The 19,595-nt window shown below is 66.2% G+C and carries 16 protein-coding genes; 11 read left to right on the top strand and 5 right to left on the bottom strand.

The genetic code is table 11. The features are described from left to right. The first annotated feature begins 3 nt into the window (after window positions 1–3). From AB4Y40_RS08505 to AB4Y40_RS08475, 7 genes are all read left to right on the top strand, one after another. Window positions 4–2,385, top strand: coding sequence for an aldehyde dehydrogenase family protein (locus tag AB4Y40_RS08505; RefSeq protein ID WP_368687298.1), 2,382 nt, complete (start codon window positions 4–6; stop codon window positions 2,383–2,385). 42 nt (window positions 2,386–2,427) lie between these two features. Beyond that, window positions 2,428–2,907 (top strand): RbsD/FucU family protein, encoded by a 480-nt coding sequence (locus tag AB4Y40_RS08500; RefSeq protein ID WP_368687297.1) that lies wholly within the window; start codon window positions 2,428–2,430, stop codon window positions 2,905–2,907. After that, window positions 2,904–3,845, top strand: a complete 942-nt coding sequence (rbsK, locus tag AB4Y40_RS08495) for a ribokinase (protein WP_368687296.1) — start codon at window positions 2,904–2,906, stop codon at window positions 3,843–3,845. Before AB4Y40_RS08500 ends, rbsK begins: the two co-directional genes overlap by 4 nt. Before the next feature lie 39 nt (window positions 3,846–3,884). Continuing rightward, window positions 3,885–4,922, top strand: coding sequence for an ABC transporter permease (locus AB4Y40_RS08490; RefSeq protein ID WP_368687295.1), 1,038 nt, complete (start codon window positions 3,885–3,887; stop codon window positions 4,920–4,922). Between the two features lie 102 nt (window positions 4,923–5,024). Next, window positions 5,025–6,029 (top strand): autoinducer 2 ABC transporter substrate-binding protein, encoded by a 1,005-nt coding sequence (locus AB4Y40_RS08485; RefSeq protein WP_069267015.1) that lies wholly within the window; start codon window positions 5,025–5,027, stop codon window positions 6,027–6,029. 73 nt (window positions 6,030–6,102) lie between these two features. Further along, window positions 6,103–7,623 (top strand): sugar ABC transporter ATP-binding protein, encoded by a 1,521-nt coding sequence (locus tag AB4Y40_RS08480; RefSeq protein WP_368687294.1) that lies wholly within the window; start codon window positions 6,103–6,105, stop codon window positions 7,621–7,623. Window positions 7,624–7,652: 29 nt separating this feature from the next. After that, on the top strand, window positions 7,653–8,696 hold the full coding sequence (locus AB4Y40_RS08475) for an ABC transporter permease (protein ID WP_368605139.1): 1,044 nt from the start codon (window positions 7,653–7,655) through the stop codon (window positions 8,694–8,696). Between the two features lie 54 nt (window positions 8,697–8,750). Here AB4Y40_RS08475 and AB4Y40_RS08470 read toward each other — a convergent pair whose 3' ends face one another. Then, window positions 8,751–9,479 (bottom strand): DeoR family transcriptional regulator, encoded by a 729-nt coding sequence (locus tag AB4Y40_RS08470; protein WP_368687293.1) that lies wholly within the window; start codon window positions 9,477–9,479, stop codon window positions 8,751–8,753. 251 nt (window positions 9,480–9,730) lie between these two features. Between AB4Y40_RS08470 and aldA the strand changes: the two genes are divergently transcribed. From aldA to AB4Y40_RS08450, 4 genes are all read left to right on the top strand, one after another. Then, complete coding sequence (gene aldA / locus AB4Y40_RS08465; RefSeq protein WP_368687292.1) at window positions 9,731–11,152, top strand: aldehyde dehydrogenase; 1,422 nt, start codon at window positions 9,731–9,733, stop codon at window positions 11,150–11,152. 200 nt (window positions 11,153–11,352) lie between these two features. Continuing rightward, window positions 11,353–12,642, top strand: a complete 1,290-nt coding sequence (locus AB4Y40_RS08460) for a nitrate/nitrite transporter (protein ID WP_368687480.1) — start codon at window positions 11,353–11,355, stop codon at window positions 12,640–12,642. Between the two features lie 13 nt (window positions 12,643–12,655). Next, entirely contained in the window at window positions 12,656–13,873 is a 1,218-nt protein-coding gene (locus AB4Y40_RS08455) for a mandelate racemase/muconate lactonizing enzyme family protein (RefSeq protein ID WP_368687291.1), read from the top strand. A gap of 17 nt (window positions 13,874–13,890) precedes the next feature. Beyond that, window positions 13,891–15,567, top strand: a complete 1,677-nt coding sequence (locus AB4Y40_RS08450) for a GMC family oxidoreductase (RefSeq protein ID WP_368687290.1) — start codon at window positions 13,891–13,893, stop codon at window positions 15,565–15,567. On the opposite strand, the gene AB4Y40_RS08445 is transcribed toward AB4Y40_RS08450, so the two are convergent. The 4 genes from AB4Y40_RS08445 to AB4Y40_RS08430 all read right to left on the bottom strand — a co-directional run bounded on the left by AB4Y40_RS08445 (window position 15,540) and on the right by AB4Y40_RS08430 (window position 19,568). Beyond that, window positions 15,540–16,418, bottom strand: coding sequence for a LysR substrate-binding domain-containing protein (locus AB4Y40_RS08445; RefSeq protein WP_368687479.1), 879 nt, complete (start codon window positions 16,416–16,418; stop codon window positions 15,540–15,542). The genes AB4Y40_RS08450 and AB4Y40_RS08445 overlap by 28 nt on opposite strands. An 87-nt stretch (window positions 16,419–16,505) precedes the next feature. Beyond that, a complete protein-coding gene (locus AB4Y40_RS08440) occupies window positions 16,506–17,678 on the bottom strand; it encodes an MFS transporter (RefSeq protein WP_368687289.1) in 1,173 nt (390 codons plus the stop codon). A gap of 10 nt (window positions 17,679–17,688) precedes the next feature. Further along, window positions 17,689–18,513 (bottom strand): glycine betaine/L-proline ABC transporter ATP-binding protein, encoded by an 825-nt coding sequence (locus AB4Y40_RS08435; protein WP_368687288.1) that lies wholly within the window; start codon window positions 18,511–18,513, stop codon window positions 17,689–17,691. 89 nt (window positions 18,514–18,602) lie between these two features. Beyond that, window positions 18,603–19,568, bottom strand: a complete 966-nt coding sequence (locus AB4Y40_RS08430) for an ABC transporter permease (RefSeq protein WP_368687287.1) — start codon at window positions 19,566–19,568, stop codon at window positions 18,603–18,605. Between the last annotated feature and the right edge of the window lie 27 nt (window positions 19,569–19,595).

The following is a 19,595-nucleotide window of genomic DNA, read 5'->3' as shown; positions in this document are numbered from 1 at the left end:
CCGATGAGCGTAGCCGAGTATTTCCGAACGATGGATTACGGACCCGCCCCCGAGGACGATCAGCCCGTGCGCGCGTGGCTCGCGCAGCACGAGGCCGCGTTTGGGCATTTCATTGACGGCGCGTGGCGCGAAAGCGCCGATGGTGCGCGCTTCGCAGTGCGTGCGCCCGCCACGGGCGAAGCGCTTGCCGCCGTGGCGCAGGGCGGTGCGGCGGACGTAGCGGCGGCCGTTGCGGCAGCACGCGCGGCGCAGCCCGAGTGGTACTCCATGGGCGGCGCGGCGCGCGCGCGGCATCTCTACGCGCTCTCGCGCATGGTGCAGCGCCACAGCCGCCTCTTCGCCGTGCTCGAAGCGCTCGACAACGGCAAGCCGATTCGCGAGGCGCGCGACATCGACGTGCCGCTCGTGGCGCGCCATTTCCTCCATCACGCGGGCTGGGCGCAGCTTCAGGACAGCGAGCTCGAAGGCTGGTCGCCGCTTGGCGTGATCGGCCAGATCGTGCCGTGGAATTTCCCGCTGCTGATGCTCGCGTGGAAAGTGGCGCCCGCCATCGCGCTCGGCAATTGCGTGGTGCTCAAGCCCGCCGAATACACGCCGCTCACCGCGCTCCTGTTCGCCGAACTGGCGCATCGCGCCGGCCTCCCCAAGGGCGTGCTCAACGTGGTGACGGGCGACGGCAGCACGGGCGCGGCGCTCGTCGAGCATCCCGGCGTCGACAAGATCGCCTTCACCGGTTCGACCGAAGTGGGCCGCCTCATCCGCACCGCCACGGCCGGCACGGGCGTGTCGCTCACGCTCGAACTGGGCGGGAAGTCGCCGTTCATCGTGTTCGACGACGCCGACCTCGACGGCGCCGTGGAAGGCGTGGTGGACGCCATCTGGTTCAACCAGGGCCAGGTCTGCTGCGCGGGTTCCCGGCTGCTGGTGCAGGAGGGCGTCGAGGCGCGCTTTCTCGAGAAGCTCAAGCGCCGCATGGCGACGCTGCGCGTCGGGCCCTCGCTCGACAAGGGCATCGACATTGGCGCGATCGTCGATCCGGTGCAGCTCGAACGCATCGAGTCGCTCGTCGAAGCCGGGCGGCGCGAAGGCTGCAACGTGTGGCAGCCGCGCGAAGTCGAACTGCCGTCGGGCGGCTGCTTCTATCCGCCGACGCTCGTGACGGACATCGGGCCCGCCTCGACGCTCGCGCAGGAAGAAATCTTCGGGCCGGTGCTCGCGGCCATGAGCTTTCGCACGCCGGAAGAGGCCGTGGCGCTCGCCAACAATTCGCGCTATGGCCTCGCCGCGAGCGTGTGGAGCGAGACCATCGGGCGCGCGCTCGACATTGCGCCACGCCTGCAGTGCGGCGTGGTGTGGATCAACGCGACGAACCTCTTCGACGCGAGCGTGGGCTTCGGCGGCTACCGCGAATCGGGCTTCGGGCGCGAGGGCGGCCGCGAAGGCGTGTTCGAATATCTGAAGCCGGCCGCATGGAGCAAGCTGCCGATGCGCGCGCAACGTGAAGTGCGCCCGCCGGCAGCCGACTTTACGCACGCGGGCAGCGGTCTCGATCGCACTGTGAAGCTATTCATCGGCGGCAAACAGGTGCGGCCCGACAGCGGCTATTCGCACGCCGTCTACGCGCCGAATGGCGAATGGGTGGGCGAAGTCGGCGCGGGCAGCCGCAAGGACGTGCGCGATGCCGTTGCCGCCGCGCGCGGCGCGGGCAAGTGGACGCAGATGAGCACGCACGCTCGCGCCCAGGTGCTGTACTACCTCGCGGAAAACCTGAGCGCGCGCGCCGAAGAATTCGCTCAGCAGCTCACGCGCCGCGCCGGGCACGACGCGCGCGCAGCCGGGCGTGAAGTGGAGATGGCGATCGACCGGCTGTTCAGCTATGCGGCGTGGGCCGACAAGTTCGATGGCGCGGTACATGCCCCGCCGTTGCGCGGCGTCGCGCTCGCCATGCACGAGGCGCTGGGCGTGGTCGGCATCGCTTGCCCCGACGAAGCGCCGCTGCTCGGCTTCGTTTCGCTGATCGCACCGGCGCTCGCGATGGGCAATCGCGTCGTGGCGCTGGCGAGCGAGGCGTGCCCGCTGGCGGCAACGGACTTCTATCAGGTCGTGGAAACCTCGGATGTGCCTGCGGGCGCGCTCAACATTCTGACCGGCGAGCGCGCCGCGCTGCTGCCGGCCCTCGCGAAGCACGACGACGTGGATGCGCTCTGGTGCTTCGGCACGGCGGCCGATTCGTCCCTCGTGGAGCGCGAGTCGGTAGGCAATCTGAAGCGGACCTTCGTCGATCATGGCCGCGAGGTTGACTGGTTTGACCGGACGAGCGCAGGATTGCCGTTCCTGCGCCATGCCGTGCAGGTGAAGAACATCTGGATACCGTACGGCGACTGAGCGCTTCGAACAAGAAAACGCCAGATCAATGGAGACAAAAGCATGCTGAAGAATCTCGACCCGCTTCTGAACGCCGATGTCCTGCAAGCGCTGCGCGCGATGGGTCACGGCGACGAACTCGTCGTTTGCGACGCCAACTTTCCCGCCGACTCCGTTGCGCGCGCCACGGTGCTCGGCAAGCTCCTGCGCATCGACGGCGCCGATGCGCCCCGCGCCGTGCGCGCGATCCTCTCCGTGCTGCCGCTCGACACCTTCGTCGAAGCCCCGGCCATGCGCATGGAAGTGGTCGGCGAACCCAACACGATTCCCACCGTGCAGCACGAAGCGCAGGCCGAAGTCGACGCCGCGGAAGGCCGCGCGGTGCCGTTCGCGCCCATCGAGCGTCATGCGTTCTATGCGCGCGCCCGCAAGGCCTACTGTGTGATCGCCACGGGCGAAACGCGCGGCTACGGCTGCTTCGTGTTCACCAAAGGCGTGCTGCTCGCACCCGACGCGCCGCGCGCCAGGGAGCACGGCCAATGAGCGGACGCGTCGTCATCCTCGGCATCTATGTGACCGATCTGGCGTTCCGCGCGAGCCGCATGCCGATGATCGGCGAGACGCTCGCCGGATCGGCATTCGCGATGGGGCCGGGCGGCAAGGGCTCGAATCAGGCCGTGGCCGCCGCGCGCGCGGGCGCGCAAGTGGTGTTCTGCACGCGCGTGGGCAACGACGCGTTCGGCGACATCGCGCGCGCGACGTGGGCCGCCGAAGGCATCACGGCGCGCACCCAGGCCGTGGACGGACTGGCCACGGGCGCGGCGCACATCTTCGTGGACGACACGACCGGCATGAATGCGATCATCGTCGCAGCGGGCGCGGCGGCCACGATGGAGCCCGGCGACGCCGAAGCGATCGAAGCCGATATTGCGGCCTCCCAGGTATTCGTCACGCAGCTGGAACAGCCGCTCGCGGCAGCGCGGCGCGGCCTCGAACTCGCGCGCCGGCATGGCGTGAAGACGGTGTTCAATCCGGCGCCCGCCATGGCGCTCCCCGACGACATCTTCCCGCTGTGCGACTACATCACGCCCAATGAGACCGAGGCGCAGGCGCTCACGGGCATCGAGATCCGCAACGCCGACGACGCGCGCCGCGCCGCCGACGTGCTGCTCGCCAAGGGCGCGGGCGCGGTCATCGTGACGCTGGGCGAAGCCGGCGCGCTGCTCCATACGCGCGATGCTTCGGTCCTGCTTCCAGCGTTCAACTGCGGCCCGGTGGTGGAAACGGCGGGTGCGGGCGACGGCTTCACGGGCGGCTTCGCGGCGGCGCTCGCGCGCGGCGACGACGCGCTCACGGCCACGCGTTTCGGCTGCGCGCTGGCGGGCATTTCCGTCACGCGCCCCGGCACCGCGCCTTCCATGCCGCGCAAGGAAGAAGTCGACGCCATGCTCGAACGCACGGCGAACGTCGGTGCACATTGAGCATTGCCAGGTGAAAACACACCGCAAAGGATGAGGTCCATGAAGTCTGCACTCTTTGCCAAATGGTTCGGCGACCGGCAGTTGAACTTCCTGCTGGCCGTGAACCTGCTGGTCGTGCTGGTCGCGGTCTGGGTGTCGCGCGGGCAGTTCGTCGGTATCGACAACCTGCAGTCGATGGGCGCGCAACTGCCCGAAGTCGCGCTGCTCGCGCTCGGCATCATGCTCTCCATGCTGTCGGGCAACGGCGGCATCGACCTCTCCGGCGTGGGGCTCGCGAATCTCTCGGGCATGATCGCCGCGCTGATCGTGCCGCGCCTCGTGAGCGCCGACGACTCGCCCGCGCTGTATACGGCGCTCTTCATCGTGATCGTATTGTGCATGGGGCTCATTGGCGGCCTGCTGAACGGTGTGGTGATTGCGCGCCTCGGGCTCACGCCCATTCTCTGCACGCTCGGCACGCAATTGCTTTTCACGGGCTTCGCGGTGGCGCTGAGCAACGGCGCCTCCGTGCACGTGGATTATGTCGAACCGCTCGCCGATATCAGCAACGGCACGTTCTTCCAGATACCGATTTCGTTCCTGCTATTCGTCGCCGTGGTCGTGCTGCTGGGCTGGCTGCTCAGGCGCACGCCGTTCGGGCTGCGCCTTTACCTCATGGGCACGAACCAGCGCGCGGCGTTCTATGCCGGCATTCCGCGCGCGCGCATGCTGATCATGACCTACGCGATGTGCGGCGTGCTCGCCTCGCTCGCGGGGCTCGTGAGCGTTTCGCACACGCTCAGCGCGAAATGGGACTACGGCAATTCCTATCTGCTGATCGCCATTCTCATTGCGGTGATGGGCGGCGTGAATCCCGCGGGCGGCTACGGACGCATCATTTGCGTGTTCTTTGCCGCGACGGTGCTGCAATTCCTTTCGAGCCTCTTCAATCTGATGGGCGTTTCGCAGTTTTTCGGCGACTGTGCCTGGGGCTTCCTGCTGTTGCTCTCGCTCGCGTTCGCGGGCGGCGAGCGGGTGCGCGCGATTTTCGGTCTCGGTGGCTCCGCGTCCGCCGGCAAAGGGCGGACCTCGGGCTGACGGGCTGAACCGTGTAGCAGGCGGGCCTCGAGCCTCGGAGGTCCGCCGCCATCTCTTTCGGGGCGAAGGCTAATCGGCTATAAAAAAACGGAGACATCGAACATGAAGATCAAGCGACTCAGTGTGGCGATCACGGCGTGTGCACTTGCCGCTGGCATGGCGGCCGTGGCGTATGCGGCGGAAAACCCGACCATCGTCACGGTGGTGAAGGTGACGGGCATCAGCTGGTTCAATCGGATGGACGACGGCGTCAAGGAATTCGGCAAGGACAACCCGAAAGTTTCGGTCTACCAGACGGGACCGGGCCGCGCGGACGCCGCGCAGCAACTGAAGATCATCGACGACCTGATCGCGAAGAAAGTGAGCGCGATCGCCGTCGTGCCGTACGACCCGCCGACGCTCGAACCGGCGCTCAAGAAGGCGATGGACCGCGGCATCAAGGTCGTCACGCACGAAGCCGACAACGAAAAGAACACGATGGTCGACGTCGAGGCGTTCGACAACTCCGCCTACGGCGCCGCGCTCAACGACCGCCTCGCCTCGTGCATGCACGACGATGGCAAGTGGGCGACGATGGTCGGCTCGCTCGGCAGCCGCTCGCAGGTGCAGTGGGCCAATGGCGGCATCGACAACGCGAAGAAGAAGTTCCCGAAGATGCAGCTCGTCGAGACGAACCTCGAAACCAACAACGACGGCGAGCACGCGTATGAAGTGGCCAAGGAAGTGCTGCGCAAGCATCCGGACATCAAGGGCTTCCAGGGCTCGTCGTCGCTCGACGTGATCGGCATTGGCCGCGCGGTCGAGGAAGCGGGCCTGCAGGGCAAGATCTGCGTGTACGGCACCGGCTTGCCGACCGAGGCCGGCAAGTACCTCGAAAGCGGCGCGATCAACGGCATTGCGTTCTGGGATCCGAAGCTGGCCGGCATCGCCATGAACAAGATCGCGATGATGCTGATCGACGGCAAGACGGTGGAGAACGGCGCGAACCTCGGCCTGCCAGGCTACGAGAAAGTCACGGTGTCGAAGGGTCCGGGCAAGGGCATCATCGTGCGCGGCCAGGGCTGGGTGAGCGTCGACAAGTCGAACTACAAGCAATACAACTTCTGATCGGAGGAAGGTGGCGCGCGCAGCGGGCTTGCAGCCCGGCGCGCGCTTCGTCGCAACGTCACGAAGAGACGACATGGCTTCAGAACCGTTATTGCAGGTGCTCGGCGTGCATAAGCGCTTCACGGGCGTGCATGCCCTGCGCGGCGTGACGCTCGCGTTCGAGCGCGGGCAGATCTATCACCTGCTCGGCGAGAACGGGTGCGGCAAGAGCACGCTCATCAAGATCATCTCCGGCGCGCAGCCGCCCGACGAAGGCGAACTGGTGATCGACGGCGCGCGCCACGCGCGGCTCACGCCGCTCGAATCGCTGGCGGCGGGCATCGAGACCGTGTATCAGGATCTTTCGCTGCTGCCCAACATGAGCGTGGCCGAAAACATCGGACTCACGACCGAGCTCGCGGAACACGCGGGGCGTCTCGCGCGCACGTTCGACCGCCGCGAACTGGCCCGCACGGCCGAGCGCGCCTTGAAGGCCGTGGGCCTGCCGGGCGACGCCGAGTTTCAGGCGACGCTCATCGAACAACTGCCGCTTGCTACACGCCAGCTCGTGGCGATTGCGCGCGCCATTGCGAGCGAAGCGAAGTTCGTCATCATGGACGAGCCCACGACCTCGCTCACGCAAAAGGAAGTGACGAACCTCATCGCCGTGCTCGGCCAGTTGCGCGCGCAGGGCGTGACCGTGCTGTTCGTGAGCCACAAGCTCGACGAGTGCTATGCAATTGGCGGCGAAGTGATCGTGCTGCGCGACGGACAGAAAGTGACGCAAGGCCCGATCACGAACTACACGAAGGCGCACTTGAGCGAACTGATGACGGGCCGCGAGCTCTCCACCGAACGCTACCGCAACGCCGCGGCCGGAGCCGAGGTGCTGCTCGACGTTCGCGGCCTCGGTCGCGCGGGCCTCTTCAGCGACGTGTCGTTCACGCTGCATCGCGGCGAGATTCTCGGCGTGACGGGCCTGCTCGATTCGGGCCGCAACGAACTCGCGCGTGCGCTTGCGGGCGTCGCGCCTGCCGATGCGGGCGAGATCGAGCTCGAAGGCCGCGCGATCAAGCTATCGACGCCCGGCGACGCGCGGCGCGCACGCATTGGCTATGTGCCGGAAGACCGCCTGAATGAAGGCCTTTTCCTCGACAAGCCGATTCGCGACAACGTGATCACGGCGATGATCGCGAGCCTGCGCGACCGCTTCGGCCAGATCGACCGCACGCGCGCACGCGCGCTGGCCGAAAACACCGTGAAGGAACTGCAGATCGCCACGCCCGATGTGGACAAGGCCGTGCAGTCGCTCTCGGGCGGCAACCAGCAGCGCGTGTTGATTGGCCGCTGGCTCGCCATCGACCCGCACGTGCTGATCCTGCACGGGCCGACCGTGGGCGTGGACGTCGGCTCGAAGGACATCATCTATCGCATCATGCAGCGGCTCTCGCAGCGCGGCATCGGCATTCTGCTCGTCAGCGACGACCTGCCCGAGCTGCTGCAGAACTGCGACCGCGTGCTGATGATGCGTAAGGGCCGCCTCGCCGAAGAGCATCACGCCGATGGCCTGACCGAGGCCGAGCTGTACCGCGCGCTGCTTGCAGAGGCAGCCTGAATTCCGCGTAACGTTTTGCCGGACACCGCATGAGCATGAATCAGACAATGAGCACGTCGTCCAACACCGTCGAAGTCGCGCGCCAGAGCGTACCGCTGAACTGGCGCGCGAAGCTCGCCCGCAACCCCGAATGGTTCACGGCCACGCTGATCGTCATTACCTGCGTGATCGTCGCTTCCATCAACCCGCGCTTCTTCCAGTGGGCCACGCTGTTCGACCTGCTGCACTCGGCCACGATCACGTCGCTGTTCGCGCTCGGCACGCTCGTCGTGCTGGCGTCGGGCGGTATCGACGTGTCGTTCACGGCGATCGGCGCGCTCACGATGTACTCGATCACGAAAGCCGTGTTCGCGTGGTGGCCCGACGCGCCGTTCGCGCTCATTCTGCTCACGGGCGCCGTGGGCGGCATCGTGCTCGGTGTGATCAACGGCATGCTCGTGCACCGGCTGCAGGCGCCCTCGCTGATCGTGACGATCGGCACGCAGTACCTCTATCGCGGGCTGCTGCTCACCTTCGTGGGCACGACGTTCTTCATGAACATCCCGCACAGCATGGATCACTTCGGCCGCATTCCGCTCATCGCCTACAAGACTGCCGACGGGCTCAACGCGGTGCTGCCGGTTTCGGCGATCGCACTCGTGGCCGGCGCGCTTCTCACCTGGTGGCTGCTCAATCGCACGATGATGGGGCGCGGCGTCTACGCGATGGGCGGCAGCACGGCGATTGCGGAGCGGCTCGGCTTCAACCTGCGCGCGATCCGCTTGTTCGTGTTCGGCTATACGGGATTTCTCGCCGGCGTAGCAGGCATTTTGCACGTGGCGAACAACCGGCTTGCCAATCCGTTCGACCTCGTGGGTTCGGAACTCGACGTGATCGCGGCGGTGATTCTGGGCGGCGCGCGCATTACGGGCGGCAGCGGCACGGTCGTGGGTACGCTGCTCGGCGTGGCGCTCGTCACGCTCATCAACAACGTGCTGATTCTCGTGGGCGTACCGAGCACGTGGCAGAAGGTGATTGTCGGCGCGTTCATTCTGGTGGCCGGTACGCTGTTCGCGCTGCGCCGGCGCGGCTGAGCCGGCCGGCTATAGTTGCGACCGGCGCCGCGCGGCCGGTCGGCGCAGATGCGCTTATGCGCTGTGCGCGCGCAGCGTCTGGCCTTTCTCGGTGATGACGGAGTTGAAGTCGTCGAGCTGGGAAAAGCGCCACGCCTTCACGATGCCGTACTTGCTGGCATCCACAATGAGATGGCTTTCCACGGCGCCGGCCATCGCGGCCTGCTTGAGCGCCACTTCGTGGAAGTTCCAGCAGGTTACGCCGCGCGCAGCGTCCACGCCGCCCGCTGAAATGAACGCCTTGTTGATGCCCATGCGGCGCAGCGTTTCCAGGCTCTCCTCGCCGGCAAACGAGTCCGACGACGGCACATACACGCCTCCCAGCAAGATCATGCGCACATTGGGCATGCGCCGCAGAATCTCGGCCACGTTGAGCGAATAGCACACCGCCGTGATTTGCAGCTGCGAAGGGATGAGGCGCGCGAGGGCGGCAAGCGTCGTGCCGCAGTCGATGAACACGGTGTCGTTCTGCGCGATGAGCCGCGCCGCGTGCGCGGACGCTTGCGCCTTGGCCTGCGCGAAGTGGTCCTTTTCGTGTTCGAGCGAGTAGCCGGCGGTATTGGGCACGTCCTGCGCGCTCACGATATAGCCGCCCAGATACGTGAAACGCTCGGGATTCGCGGCGATGTCGCGCCGCACGGTCATCTCGGAGACACCAAGCACGCTGGCTGCATCGCGCAGATGCATGACGTTGTGTTTTGCGAGCGCGTCGGCAAGGGCGCGCAGCCGGTCGGTTTTGGCCATGGAGTGGGTGCTGCGCCGGAGCGTGCTGCGTTCCGGCGAACGTTAGATTTGTTTCGTACGCTTGAGCGAATTATAACAAGCAAGGCGTGCGATGGCCACGCGCTTTGACTCCTGCCACCCCCGCGCCGGCTTCGGCGAGCATGCGTTTTTCGCATGCTCCGCTCGACAATTAATCGTTTGTGGCGTCCCGATGCCGCACGGATACTGCCCTTTCTCATGAAGCGGCGGCAACTCCAAACCGGCAGCAATCCATGCGATCAGACCTCAATTTCATCAATGGGCAGTTCGTCGGCGCCGAAGGGCCGCAGATCGCTGTCCATAACCCGGCAACCGGCGACGCGATCGGCCATGTGAGCGCCGCGAGCGCGGCCGACGCGGTGCGCGCGGTCGTGGCCGCCAGGGCCGCGCAGCGCGTCTGGCGCAAGTTGCCCGCCGCCGAACGCGGCGCGATCCTGAACCGTTTCGCGGACGCGATCGTGGCGCGCGCGCCGAAGATCGGCGCGGCGCTTGCCGCCGAGTCGGGCAAGAGCGTCGCGGACGCAACCGCCGAAGCGCAGTACGCCGCCGAAATCCTGCGCTACCACGCGCAGTGGGCGCGCCGCATCGAAGGCGAGGTGATTCCAAGCGACAGCGCGAACGAAAACCTCATTCTCATGCGCGAGCCGATCGGCGTGGCCGCGTGCCTGATTCCGTTCAACTTCCCGGTGTACACGCTGCTGCGCAAGGTCGCACCGGCGCTCATCACGGGTAACGCGGTGGTCGTGCGGCCGAGCAACAACACGCCGTGCTCGGCGTTCGAAGTGGCGCGCGCGGCGCAGGAAGCGGAACTGCCCGCGGGCATTTTCAACGTGCTGGCCATGGACCACGATACCGCCGCCGTGCTCTGCACGCAGGCGGACGTCGGCATGATCACGCTCACGGGCAGCGTGAGCGCAGGCCGCAAGGTGCTCGATTACTGCAAGGAAAATATCGCCAAGCCTTCGCTGGAGCTGGGCGGCAAGACGCCCGCGATCATCGAAGACGACGCCGATCTCGAAGCGGCCGCAACGGCCATCGTGCGCTCGAAGACCACGCATTGCGGCCAACTCTGCACGGCGATCGAACGCGTGTACGTGCACGCTTCGGTGCATGACCGCTTCGTCGCGCTGCTGCGCGAGAAGATGAGCGCCGTGCGCTTCGGCGACCGCTCCGAAGACGCCGCCCGCATGGGTCCGCTCGTGAGCGCGAGCGCACGCGCAGCGATCCACGCGATGGTCGAGCGCGCGGTAGCCGAAGGCGCGAAGCTCGAAACGGGCGGTTACGTGCCCGAAGGCAAGGGTCATTTCTATCCGCCTACCTTGCTCACGCATTGCCGCCAGGACATGGAGATCGTGCAGGAGGAGATCTTCGGCCCGGTGCTGCCGGTGCTTGCGTACGAGACGCTCGACGACGCGCTGCGCATGGCCAACGATCACCAGTTCGGCCTTTCGTCGGTGCTCTTTACGGAGCGCTACCGCACGACCCTGCGCGTCGCGAACGAAATCGAAGCCGGCGAACTGTACGTGAACCGCACGCCTGCGGACCCGTATCAGGGCTATCACGCGGGCTGGAAGCGATCGGGCCTCGGCGGCGATGACGGCAAGCACGGCATGCTCGAATTCACGCAGACACGCCTTGTCGTGATGCCGTTCTGATCATTCGAGATACTGATTAATCGCAGCAACGGCGCCCCTCGAACTGGGCGTCGCAGATAAAGAAAAGACGCCTCGCGCGGGCAACCGCCCGCGTGCCGGTCGACAGCTTTGCATGGGACCAGAGTAAGCGCTAAAGCGCTAACTCTGGTCGACAGGAGACAATCTTGCAGAAGTCCATTGGAAAGCCCAATGCGCCGGCAATGCCGCGCGCCGAAACCTCATCGCTCACGCCCGCCGCAGCGGGCTCCATGCAGCGCTACGTGCAGTTGCTGCTGCTCGTGCTCGCCGCGGGCGGTATCTATCCGCTGTTGTATCTGCGCCAGGTCTACCAGACCACGATGCTCGATGTCCTGCACATCGACAACGCTCAGCTCGGCTATCTCTACTCGGTGCTCGGCATCGTGTTCTTCGTCTGCTATCTGCCGAGCGGCTGGCTCGCCGACCGCGTCGCACCGCGCCTGTTGATCTGCTTTTCGCTCATCGGCACCGGGGCGCTGGGCCTCTGGTACTCCACCGCGCCGTCATTCCATACGCTACTCGCGATCTTCTGCCTCTGGGGCGTCACGACCGGCCTCACGTTCTGGGCCTCGGTGCTCAAACGCGTGCGCATGATCGCGGCGGCGAACGAACAAGGCCGCTTCTTCGGCCTGCTCGACGGCGGACGCGGACTCGTCGAGGCGCTGCTCGCCACCGCCGCGCTCGCGCTCTTCGCCGCTGCCACCGGCTCGGGACGCGGCGAAGCGGTGGGCCTGCGTCACGTGATCTATCTGTATTCCTTCACGTGTATCGCACTCGGCGCGTTGATGAGCTTCTTCAAGGACCCCGCGCCCGCGCAGGCCGAAAGCAAGTCGGTCGAGACGAATGCGAACGGTTCGCTGTGGCGCGATCTCGCGACGCTCGCCGCGATTCCCCAGCTCTGGCTCATGGCCGCCGTGGTGTTCTGCGGCTACCAGATCTTCTGGGCCACTTACAGCTTCTCCGCATATCTCCAGCAGGGCGAGATGCATATGAGCGTCGTGGCGGCCGGCATGGTCACCACCGCGAAGCTCTGGATGCGCCCCATCGGCGGCATTGGCGGCGGCTTTCTCGGCGACCGTCTTTCGAACCTGCGCGTGCTGATCTGGGCGCTGTTCCTGGCTGTCGCGGGCCTGATCGGCCTGATCCTGCTGCCCGCGCTGCGCAACATGGCGCTGCTCGGCGCGGTGGTGTTGTTCATCGGCCTCATGACTTACGCGATTCGCGGCCTCTACTGGACGCTGCTTGACTACTGCGCGATCCCCATGCGCATCACGGGCCTCGCCATCGGTCTCGTTTCGCTGATCGGCTACTCGTCGGACATCTTCCTGCCGCTCGTGAACGGCTATATCACCGAGCACTATGCGGGCATTGCCGGCTACCAGATCTATTTCGCCTATATCGCCGCCATCGGCACGCTCGGCGGTATCGCCGCGCTCGTGCTCAAGCGCATGACCCACTCCAAAACTGCCTGAAACAGCCTGAACCATGAAAGTCGTTGCAATTGAAACGAACGTCGTCGCGGTGCCTCCTCCGCACCTCGGCGGCATGTACTGGATCTTCGTTACGCTGAAAACCGATTGCGGCATCGAAGGCGTGGGCGAAATCTACGCGGCCACGTTCCATCCCGACGTGATGGTGAGCGCGATCGAAGACGTCTTCACGCGCTATCTGCTGGATCACGATCCGCACCGCGTTGAGCGGCTGTTCCGCGAGGGCTATTCGAGCGGCTTCACGCAGCGCCCCGATCTCACGATGATGGGTATCGTGAGCGGCCTCGAAATGGCATGCTGGGACATCATCGGCAAGGCGGCGGACAAGCCCGTGTACGAACTGCTCGGGGGCATGGTGAACGAGCGGCTGCGTTCGTACACCTACCTGTACCCGAAGAATGCGCAGGGCGAATACGATTACGACGACCCCGATCTCGCCGCCGAATGTGCGGCCGAGAACGTGAAGCGCGGTTTCACCGCGATCAAGTTCGATCCGGCGGGTCCGTACACGGCCTATTCGGGACATCAGCTTTCGCTCGAAGTGCTCGACCGTTGCGAAACGTTCTGCCGCAAGGTGCGTGAAGCGGTGGGAAGCAAGGCCGATCTGCTGTTCGGCACGCATGGCCAGATGGTGCCTTCTTCGGCCATCCGGCTGGCGAAGCGGCTCGAAAAATACGACCCGCTGTGGTTCGAAGAGCCGGTGCCGCCGGGCCAGGAAGAGGCCATCGCCAATGTCGCGAAGCACACGTCGATTCCCATTGCCACGGGCGAGCGCCTCACCACCAAATATGAATTCCACAAGCTGTTGCAGGCGGGCGGTGCGTCGATCCTGCAGCTGAACGTCGCGCGCGTGGGCGGCCTGCTCGAAGCGAAGAAGATCGCGACGCTCGCCGAAGTGCACTACGCGCAGATCGCGCCGCATCTCTACAACGGGCCCATCGGCGCGGCGGCCAGCATTCAGTTCGCGGCCTGCACGCCGAACTTCCTGATTCAGGAAAGCATCGGCACGTGGGACGGTTTCCACGCGCAAGTGCTCAAGCAGCCGATCCAGTGGGAAGACGGCTACATCATTCCCTCGAAGGCGCCGGGTCTGGGCGTCGAACTCGACATGGACGTCGTGCGCGCGCACTCGCCTTATACGGGCAAGCGTCTGCATCTGCAGATGGCGAGCCAGCCCGCCGACGTGCGCGATACCTCGCCCGCACGCGGCTGATCTGCCGGAGCACTCAGATGAACTACGACTACATCATCGCCGGCGCCGGATCGGCGGGCTGCATTCTCGCGGAACGGCTCTCCGCTTCCGGGCGTCATTCGGTGCTGCTGCTCGAAGCGGGCGGACCCGACGATTCGTTCTGGTTCAAGATCCCGATCGGGTTCGCCAAGCTGTACTACAACAAGCAATACAACTGGATGTATTACAGCGAGCCGGAGCCGGAGCTTGCCGGCCGGCAGATCTACGCGCCGCGCGGCAAGGTGCAGGGCGGCTCGGGCGCGATCAACGCCATGATCTACGTGCGCGGCGCCGCGCGCGACTACGACGACTGGGCCGCGGCGGGCAATGCGGGCTGGTCTTACCAGGAAGTGCTGCCGTACTTCCGCAAGCTCGAATCGCATCCGCTCGGCGACACGCCCTGGCACGGCGCGAACGGCCCGGTGCGCATCACGCCGATGAAGGAAGGCGCGCATCCGATTTGCCGCACCTTCGTCGAAGGCTGCACGCAGCTCGGCTACGAGCGCAACGACGACTTCAACGGCGCACGGCTCGAAGGCGTGGGCATCTACGATGTGAATACGCGCGACGGCAAGCGCGATTCGAGCAGCGTGGCCTATCTGCATCGCGCGGGGCAGCGCTCGAACCTGAAGATCGAGCGTCATGCGCGCGCCACGCGTGTGCTGTTCGACGAGGCTAAAAAACGCGTCATCGGCGTGGAGATCGTGCAGCAAGGCGTGAAGCGCACGTTTCGTGCAAATCGCGAAGTCATCGTCGCGGCCGGCGCGGTCGATTCGCCCAAGCTGTTGCAGCTTTCGGGCGTGGGCCCGCGCGAGCTGCTCGCGAAGCACGGCATCGACATGGTGCACGAGCTGCCCGCGGTAGGGCAGAACCTGCAGGACCATCTGTGCGTGAGCTTCTACTATCGCTCGCGTGTAAAAACGCTCAACGATTCATTCGGCAGCTGGATGGGCAAGCTGAAGTTCGGGCTGCAATACGTGTTGCAGCGCAAGGGGCCGTTCTCGATGAGCGTGAACCAGTCGGGCGGCTTCTTCCGCACGAGCCAGGATGAGGCGCACCCGAACATGCAGGTGTACTTCAATCCGCTTTCGTACCGGATTCCCAGATCGAACCGGGCGCAGCTCACGCCGGAGCCGTACTCGGGCTTTCTGGTCTGCTTCAATCCTTGCCGGCCCACGAGCCGTGGCTCGGTCGAGATCGCTTCGGCGAACGTGGAAGACGCGCCCAAAATTCGCGGCAACTACCTCTCGACGCAGAAGGACCGCGACGAGGCGATTGCGGGCAGCCGCCTCGTGCGCAAGCTGATGACGGCGCGCGCGTTGCAGGGCATCACCGAAGCCGAGGTGACGCCCGCGGGCGAAGTGACCGACGACGCGAGCATGCTCAAGTTCTTCCGCGAGCAAAGCGGTTCGATCTATCACCTGTGCGGTAGTTGCGCGATGGGGCCGGACCCGCGCACGTCAGTGGTGGACGCACGCCTGCGCGTGCATGGCATCGAAGGCTTGCGTGTGGTGGATGCATCGATCTTCCCGAACATCACGTCGGGCAACACCAACGCGCCGACCATGATGATCGCGGAAAAGGGCGCGGACATGATTCTTGAAGACGTCGATCACGCCATCGCCGCAAAGGCCATCGAGCAGGGCCGTCAGCGCATGGCCGCCACTTCGTCCTGAAGCCATTGCCGGAAAAGCCGGAGCGGCTTCGAAGCCTTCTGTTCGGGCCGCACCACGAACCAGTAGGACTGGCGGCCGTCCACGTGGATGTCGCGCACGGGCGCGAGCAGCCCCTGGGCCAGTTCGTGTTCGATCATGTGGCGGTCGGCCATCGTCACGCCGAGCCCTTCGATGGCCGCGCGGATCGCATGGTCGAGCAGGTCGAATTCGTAGCCGCCCGACGTGTCCACGTCCTCGATGCGCGCCGCGTCGAGCCAGTGCCGCCAGGTGAGGTAGCGCTGATTGTCGCCCGCGAGCACATGCAGCAAGGTCTGCTGCGTGAGGTCGATTGGGCCGTGCGCGAGCAGCGCGGGCGCGCACACGGCGATGTGCGATTCGTGCATCAGCAGCGAGCTGTCGAGGCCTTCCCATTCGCCATCGCCGAAGCGGATCGCGCAGTCCAGCGCCGTCGAATCGGCCAGACTGTCCTGCAGATGCGTGGTGAGGCTCAGTTCGAGCTCGGGATGGCGCGCCTGCAGGCGCGTGAGGCGCGGCACGAGCCAGCGGCTCGCGAAGGTGGGCGGCGCGTTCACGCGCAGGCGGTTGAGGTCGCTCTTCTGCTGGATCGTGCGCACCGTCACTTCGATGCGGTCGAACGACTGCTGGAGCGTGCGCAGCAACGCACGCCCGGCTTCGGTCAGTTCGAGCCGGTGATGATGGCGCTCGAGCAGCGCCTCGCCAAGCTGTTCTTCGAGCTGGCGCACCTGGCGGCTCACCGCGCTCTGCGTCACGTTCAGCTGTTCGGCGGCGCGGGTGAAGCTGCCGCTCGTGCCTGCCGCCTCGAACGCCTTCAGGGCGTTCAGCGCCGGCATCTTTCGCTTCAAGGTCGTCTCCTCGCTCCGGGCGCCTCGAAACGACGCCTCCTGCAAACGACGCAGTATACCGGGCCGCGCCGCCATTCAGACGCCCCGCGCGCGTGACAGCGCCGCGAGCGCGAGCGTGACGACGAGCGCGAACACATAGAGCCCGCCCGCCCCGAGAAGACGCATGAACAGCGAAGCGACGGTGGGACCGGCCGCGCCGCCGAGCGAGAAGACGAGCAGCAGCGTCGCGCTCGTCTGCACGCGTCGCGCCTGATCGACACGGTCGTTCACGTCGGAGACGATCACGCCGTAGAGCGTGAAGGTGAGCGCCACGTAGAGAAACAGGATCGTGTCGACGAGAACCGGCGCGCGCAGGACGGCGAGCGCCGCGGCCGCGCCCGCGGAGACGAGCGAGATCAGGCCGAGGGTGGCGCGCCGCCCGAGCCGGTCGGAGAGCCGCCCCACGGGCCATTGCGAAAGCAGGGCACCGATCAGCACGACGCCCATGGCGCGCGAAATCCCGCTGGCCGGATAACCGATGCGCGCGAGATACACCGGCGTGAGCGCGTAGAACGCGCTGGAAAGCAGCCCCGCGCCGACGCAGGCCGGCACGCTGCGCGGCGCGACGCGGTGCAGTTCGCGCAGGCCGTCGAGCAGCAGCGTGGGGCGCTTCGGCGTGGCGAGCGCGGAAGCCGGCGCCGTGGCCACCGGCGCGGGCGGCGCGGCTCCGGCCGACTGCCACTCGCCGATCAACGCCACCGGGATGAGCGCGGTCACGAACAACCCGTTCACGAGCGCATGCTCGAAAATGCCGCCGGGCGCGCCCACGCCCAGCAGGAACTGCCCCGCGCTCACGCCGAGATACGTGAGCACGAGATAAAACGCGAATGCCCGCCCGCGCCGTTCGTTCGGCACGGCGCCGTTCACGCCGCTCTCGATCGAGGTGAACACGCCGACCATGCTGAAGCCGGTGATGAGCCGCAGCACGGCCCAAATGTCGGGGGAATCGAAGGAGAGATAGCCGAGCGCCGCGAGTGCGGCGAGCGCGCCAAAGCCGATGAAGGCACGCTGCGGCCCGATGCGCCCGACGATCGGGCCGAGCCCCAGCGCGCCGATGATGAAGCCGACGTAATAGCACGATTGCACGAGGCCGACGTCGAGCGCGGTGCGCTCGCCGTGCAGCATGCGCAGCGAGATCAGCGTCGTGAGGAGGCTGTTCCCGCAAACGAGGATCGTATAGCCGCCCAGCAGGCCGATGAGCGCCCGCATCTACGGCGGCTTAGTGCGTCGTACCGGCGCGGCGCTCGACGAAGCGCCGCACGTAGTCGTCGGCGGGGCGGTGCAGGATGTCGTCGGGCGAGCCGCACTGGATCAGGCGGCCGTCGCGCAGGATCGCGATCTGGTTGCCGATGCGCAGCGCCTCGTCGAGGTCGTGCGTGATGAACACGATGGTCTTCTTGAGCGTGGCCTGGAGTTCGAGCAGCTGGTCCTGCATTTCGGTGCGGATGAGCGGATCGAGCGCCGAGAACGCTTCGTCCATCAGCAGCACGTCGGTGTTCGCGGCGAGCGCACGGGCGAGGCCGACGCGCTGGCGCATGCCGCCCGAAAGCTCGTCGGGATAGTGGTCCGCATAACCCGCGAGGCCCACCTTGCCGAGCCATTCGCGCGCGCTCGCGTGCGCCGCCGCTTTCTTTTCGCCGCGCGTAGCGAGGGCGTACGCGGCATTGTTGAGCACCGTCTGGTGAGGCAGGAGTCCGAAGCTCTGGAACACCATGCTCACGCCGTAACGGCGCAGATCGCGCAGGCCGTTGTCGGAGAGCTTGAGCACGTCCTTGCCGTCGATCAGGATCTCGCCCACGGTCGGCTCGATGAGCCGGTTGAAGTGGCGTACCAGCGTGGATTTGCCCGAGCCCGACAGGCCCATGATGACGAAGATCTGGCCCGAGCCGATCGACAGGCTTACGTCGTTCAGGCCTACGTTGCAGCGCGTCTTCTCGAGGACCTCGGCCTTGCCCGCGCCGCCGCGCAGCAGCGCGAGCGCGCGCTGGCTGGCTTCGCGCGTGCCGAAGATCTTGTAGACGTTCTTGACTTCGATGCCGCTCATGATCGTTACCTCATTCCATGCTCATTGCGTATGCGGGACGCGCCGGCCAGATTTCCGCCATTGTGCCGGCGCTTTTGCCTGCGCGTTCGTTACTTGGCCGGCTGGCTCGTCAGGTCGCTGCTGCCGGTCGCGCCGGCGCTTTCGCTCTCCTGTTCGCGAACGCGGCGAAACGGAATGCGCGAGGGTTGCTTCGATTTACGCGCGAGGCCGCGCGTGCGCCGGCCCTGCCCGTAACTCTGGCTGATGCGGTCGATCACGATCGCGAGAATCACGATGGCGACGCCCGCCTGCGTGCCCTTGCCCACGTCGAGCGTCTGAATGCCCGCGAGCACGTCTTCGCCAAGACCGCGCGAGCCGATCATCGAGGCGATCACGACCATGGAAAGCGCCATCATCGTGGTCTGGTTGATACCGGCCATGATGCTCGGCCGTGCGAGCGGCAACTGCACGCCAAACAGCAATTGCGTGCGCGTGGTGCCGAACGCGCGCGCGGCTTCGACGATTTCCGCATCCACGTGGCGGATGCCGAGATCGGTCAGACGAATGAGCGGCGGCAGCGCATAGACGACCGTGGCGAGAATGGCGGGCACCTTGCCGAGGCCGAACAGCATCAGCACCGGAATCAGGTACACGAAGCTGGGCAGCGTCTGCATGATGTCGAGCACCGGCAGCAGCACGCGGCGCAACCCGCTGCTCGAGGCCGCGAGGATGCCGAGCGGCACGCCGAGCACGACCGAGATGAGCGTGGCGACGACCATCAGCGCGAAGGTCTGCATGAGCTTGTCCCACAGCCCGAAGCAGCCGATCAGCCAGAGCAGCACGACGAACAGCAGCGCCACGCCGATTCGCCGCGAGGCATGCCAGCCGAGCAGGCCCACGGCGGCCAGCACGACGACGGGCGGCGTGGCGCGCAGCAGGCTTTCGAGCGGCACGAGCAGGTCGCGCAGCATCAGCACGCTGAAGTTGTGGAACGCGTCGCCGTAGCGCTGCACGAACGCGGCGACCTGATCGTTGACCCAGTCGGCGATCGAGAGGTGAAGAAAGGGAGATCCCATGGTGAGCCTCATTCTGCGTGTGTCATG

This window comes from Paraburkholderia sp. EG287B, assembly GCF_040965595.1.
In the GTDB taxonomy this organism is placed as follows: domain Bacteria; phylum Pseudomonadota; class Gammaproteobacteria; order Burkholderiales; family Burkholderiaceae; genus Paraburkholderia.
The sequence above is the reverse complement of the archived record's forward strand: the minus strand, read 5'-3'. Positions and strand labels throughout refer to the sequence as shown.

Bases quoted from the DNA above. Each gene is read 5' to 3' on its own strand.
- AB4Y40_RS08470 (WP_368687293.1), bottom strand. From the start codon at position 9,479: ATGGCCAAAACCGACCGGCTGCGCGCCCTTGCCGACGCGCTCGCAAAA.
- AB4Y40_RS08455 (WP_368687291.1), top strand. From the start codon at position 12,656: ATGAAAGTCGTTGCAATTGAAACGAACGTCGTCGCGGTGCCTCCTCCG.
- AB4Y40_RS08450 (WP_368687290.1), top strand. From the start codon at position 13,891: ATGAACTACGACTACATCATCGCCGGCGCCGGATCGGCGGGCTGCATT.
- AB4Y40_RS08430 (WP_368687287.1), bottom strand. From the start codon at position 19,568: ATGGGATCTCCCTTTCTTCACCTCTCGATCGCCGACTGGGTCAACGAT.
- AB4Y40_RS08435 (WP_368687288.1), bottom strand. From the start codon at position 18,513: ATGAGCGGCATCGAAGTCAAGAACGTCTACAAGATCTTCGGCACGCGC.
- AB4Y40_RS08490 (WP_368687295.1), top strand. From the start codon at position 3,885: ATGAAGTCTGCACTCTTTGCCAAATGGTTCGGCGACCGGCAGTTGAAC.
- AB4Y40_RS08480 (WP_368687294.1), top strand. From the start codon at position 6,103: ATGGCTTCAGAACCGTTATTGCAGGTGCTCGGCGTGCATAAGCGCTTC.
- AB4Y40_RS08460 (WP_368687480.1), top strand. From the start codon at position 11,353: ATGCCGCGCGCCGAAACCTCATCGCTCACGCCCGCCGCAGCGGGCTCC.
- rbsK (WP_368687296.1), top strand. From the start codon at position 2,904: ATGAGCGGACGCGTCGTCATCCTCGGCATCTATGTGACCGATCTGGCG.
- aldA (WP_368687292.1), top strand. From the start codon at position 9,731: ATGCGATCAGACCTCAATTTCATCAATGGGCAGTTCGTCGGCGCCGAA.
- AB4Y40_RS08485 (WP_069267015.1), top strand. From the start codon at position 5,025: ATGAAGATCAAGCGACTCAGTGTGGCGATCACGGCGTGTGCACTTGCC.
- AB4Y40_RS08500 (WP_368687297.1), top strand. From the start codon at position 2,428: ATGCTGAAGAATCTCGACCCGCTTCTGAACGCCGATGTCCTGCAAGCG.
- AB4Y40_RS08505 (WP_368687298.1), top strand. From the start codon at position 4: ATGAGCGTAGCCGAGTATTTCCGAACGATGGATTACGGACCCGCCCCC.
- AB4Y40_RS08475 (WP_368605139.1), top strand. From the start codon at position 7,653: ATGAGCATGAATCAGACAATGAGCACGTCGTCCAACACCGTCGAAGTC.
- AB4Y40_RS08445 (WP_368687479.1), bottom strand. From the start codon at position 16,418: ATGCCGGCGCTGAACGCCCTGAAGGCGTTCGAGGCGGCAGGCACGAGC.
- AB4Y40_RS08440 (WP_368687289.1), bottom strand. From the start codon at position 17,678: ATGCGGGCGCTCATCGGCCTGCTGGGCGGCTATACGATCCTCGTTTGC.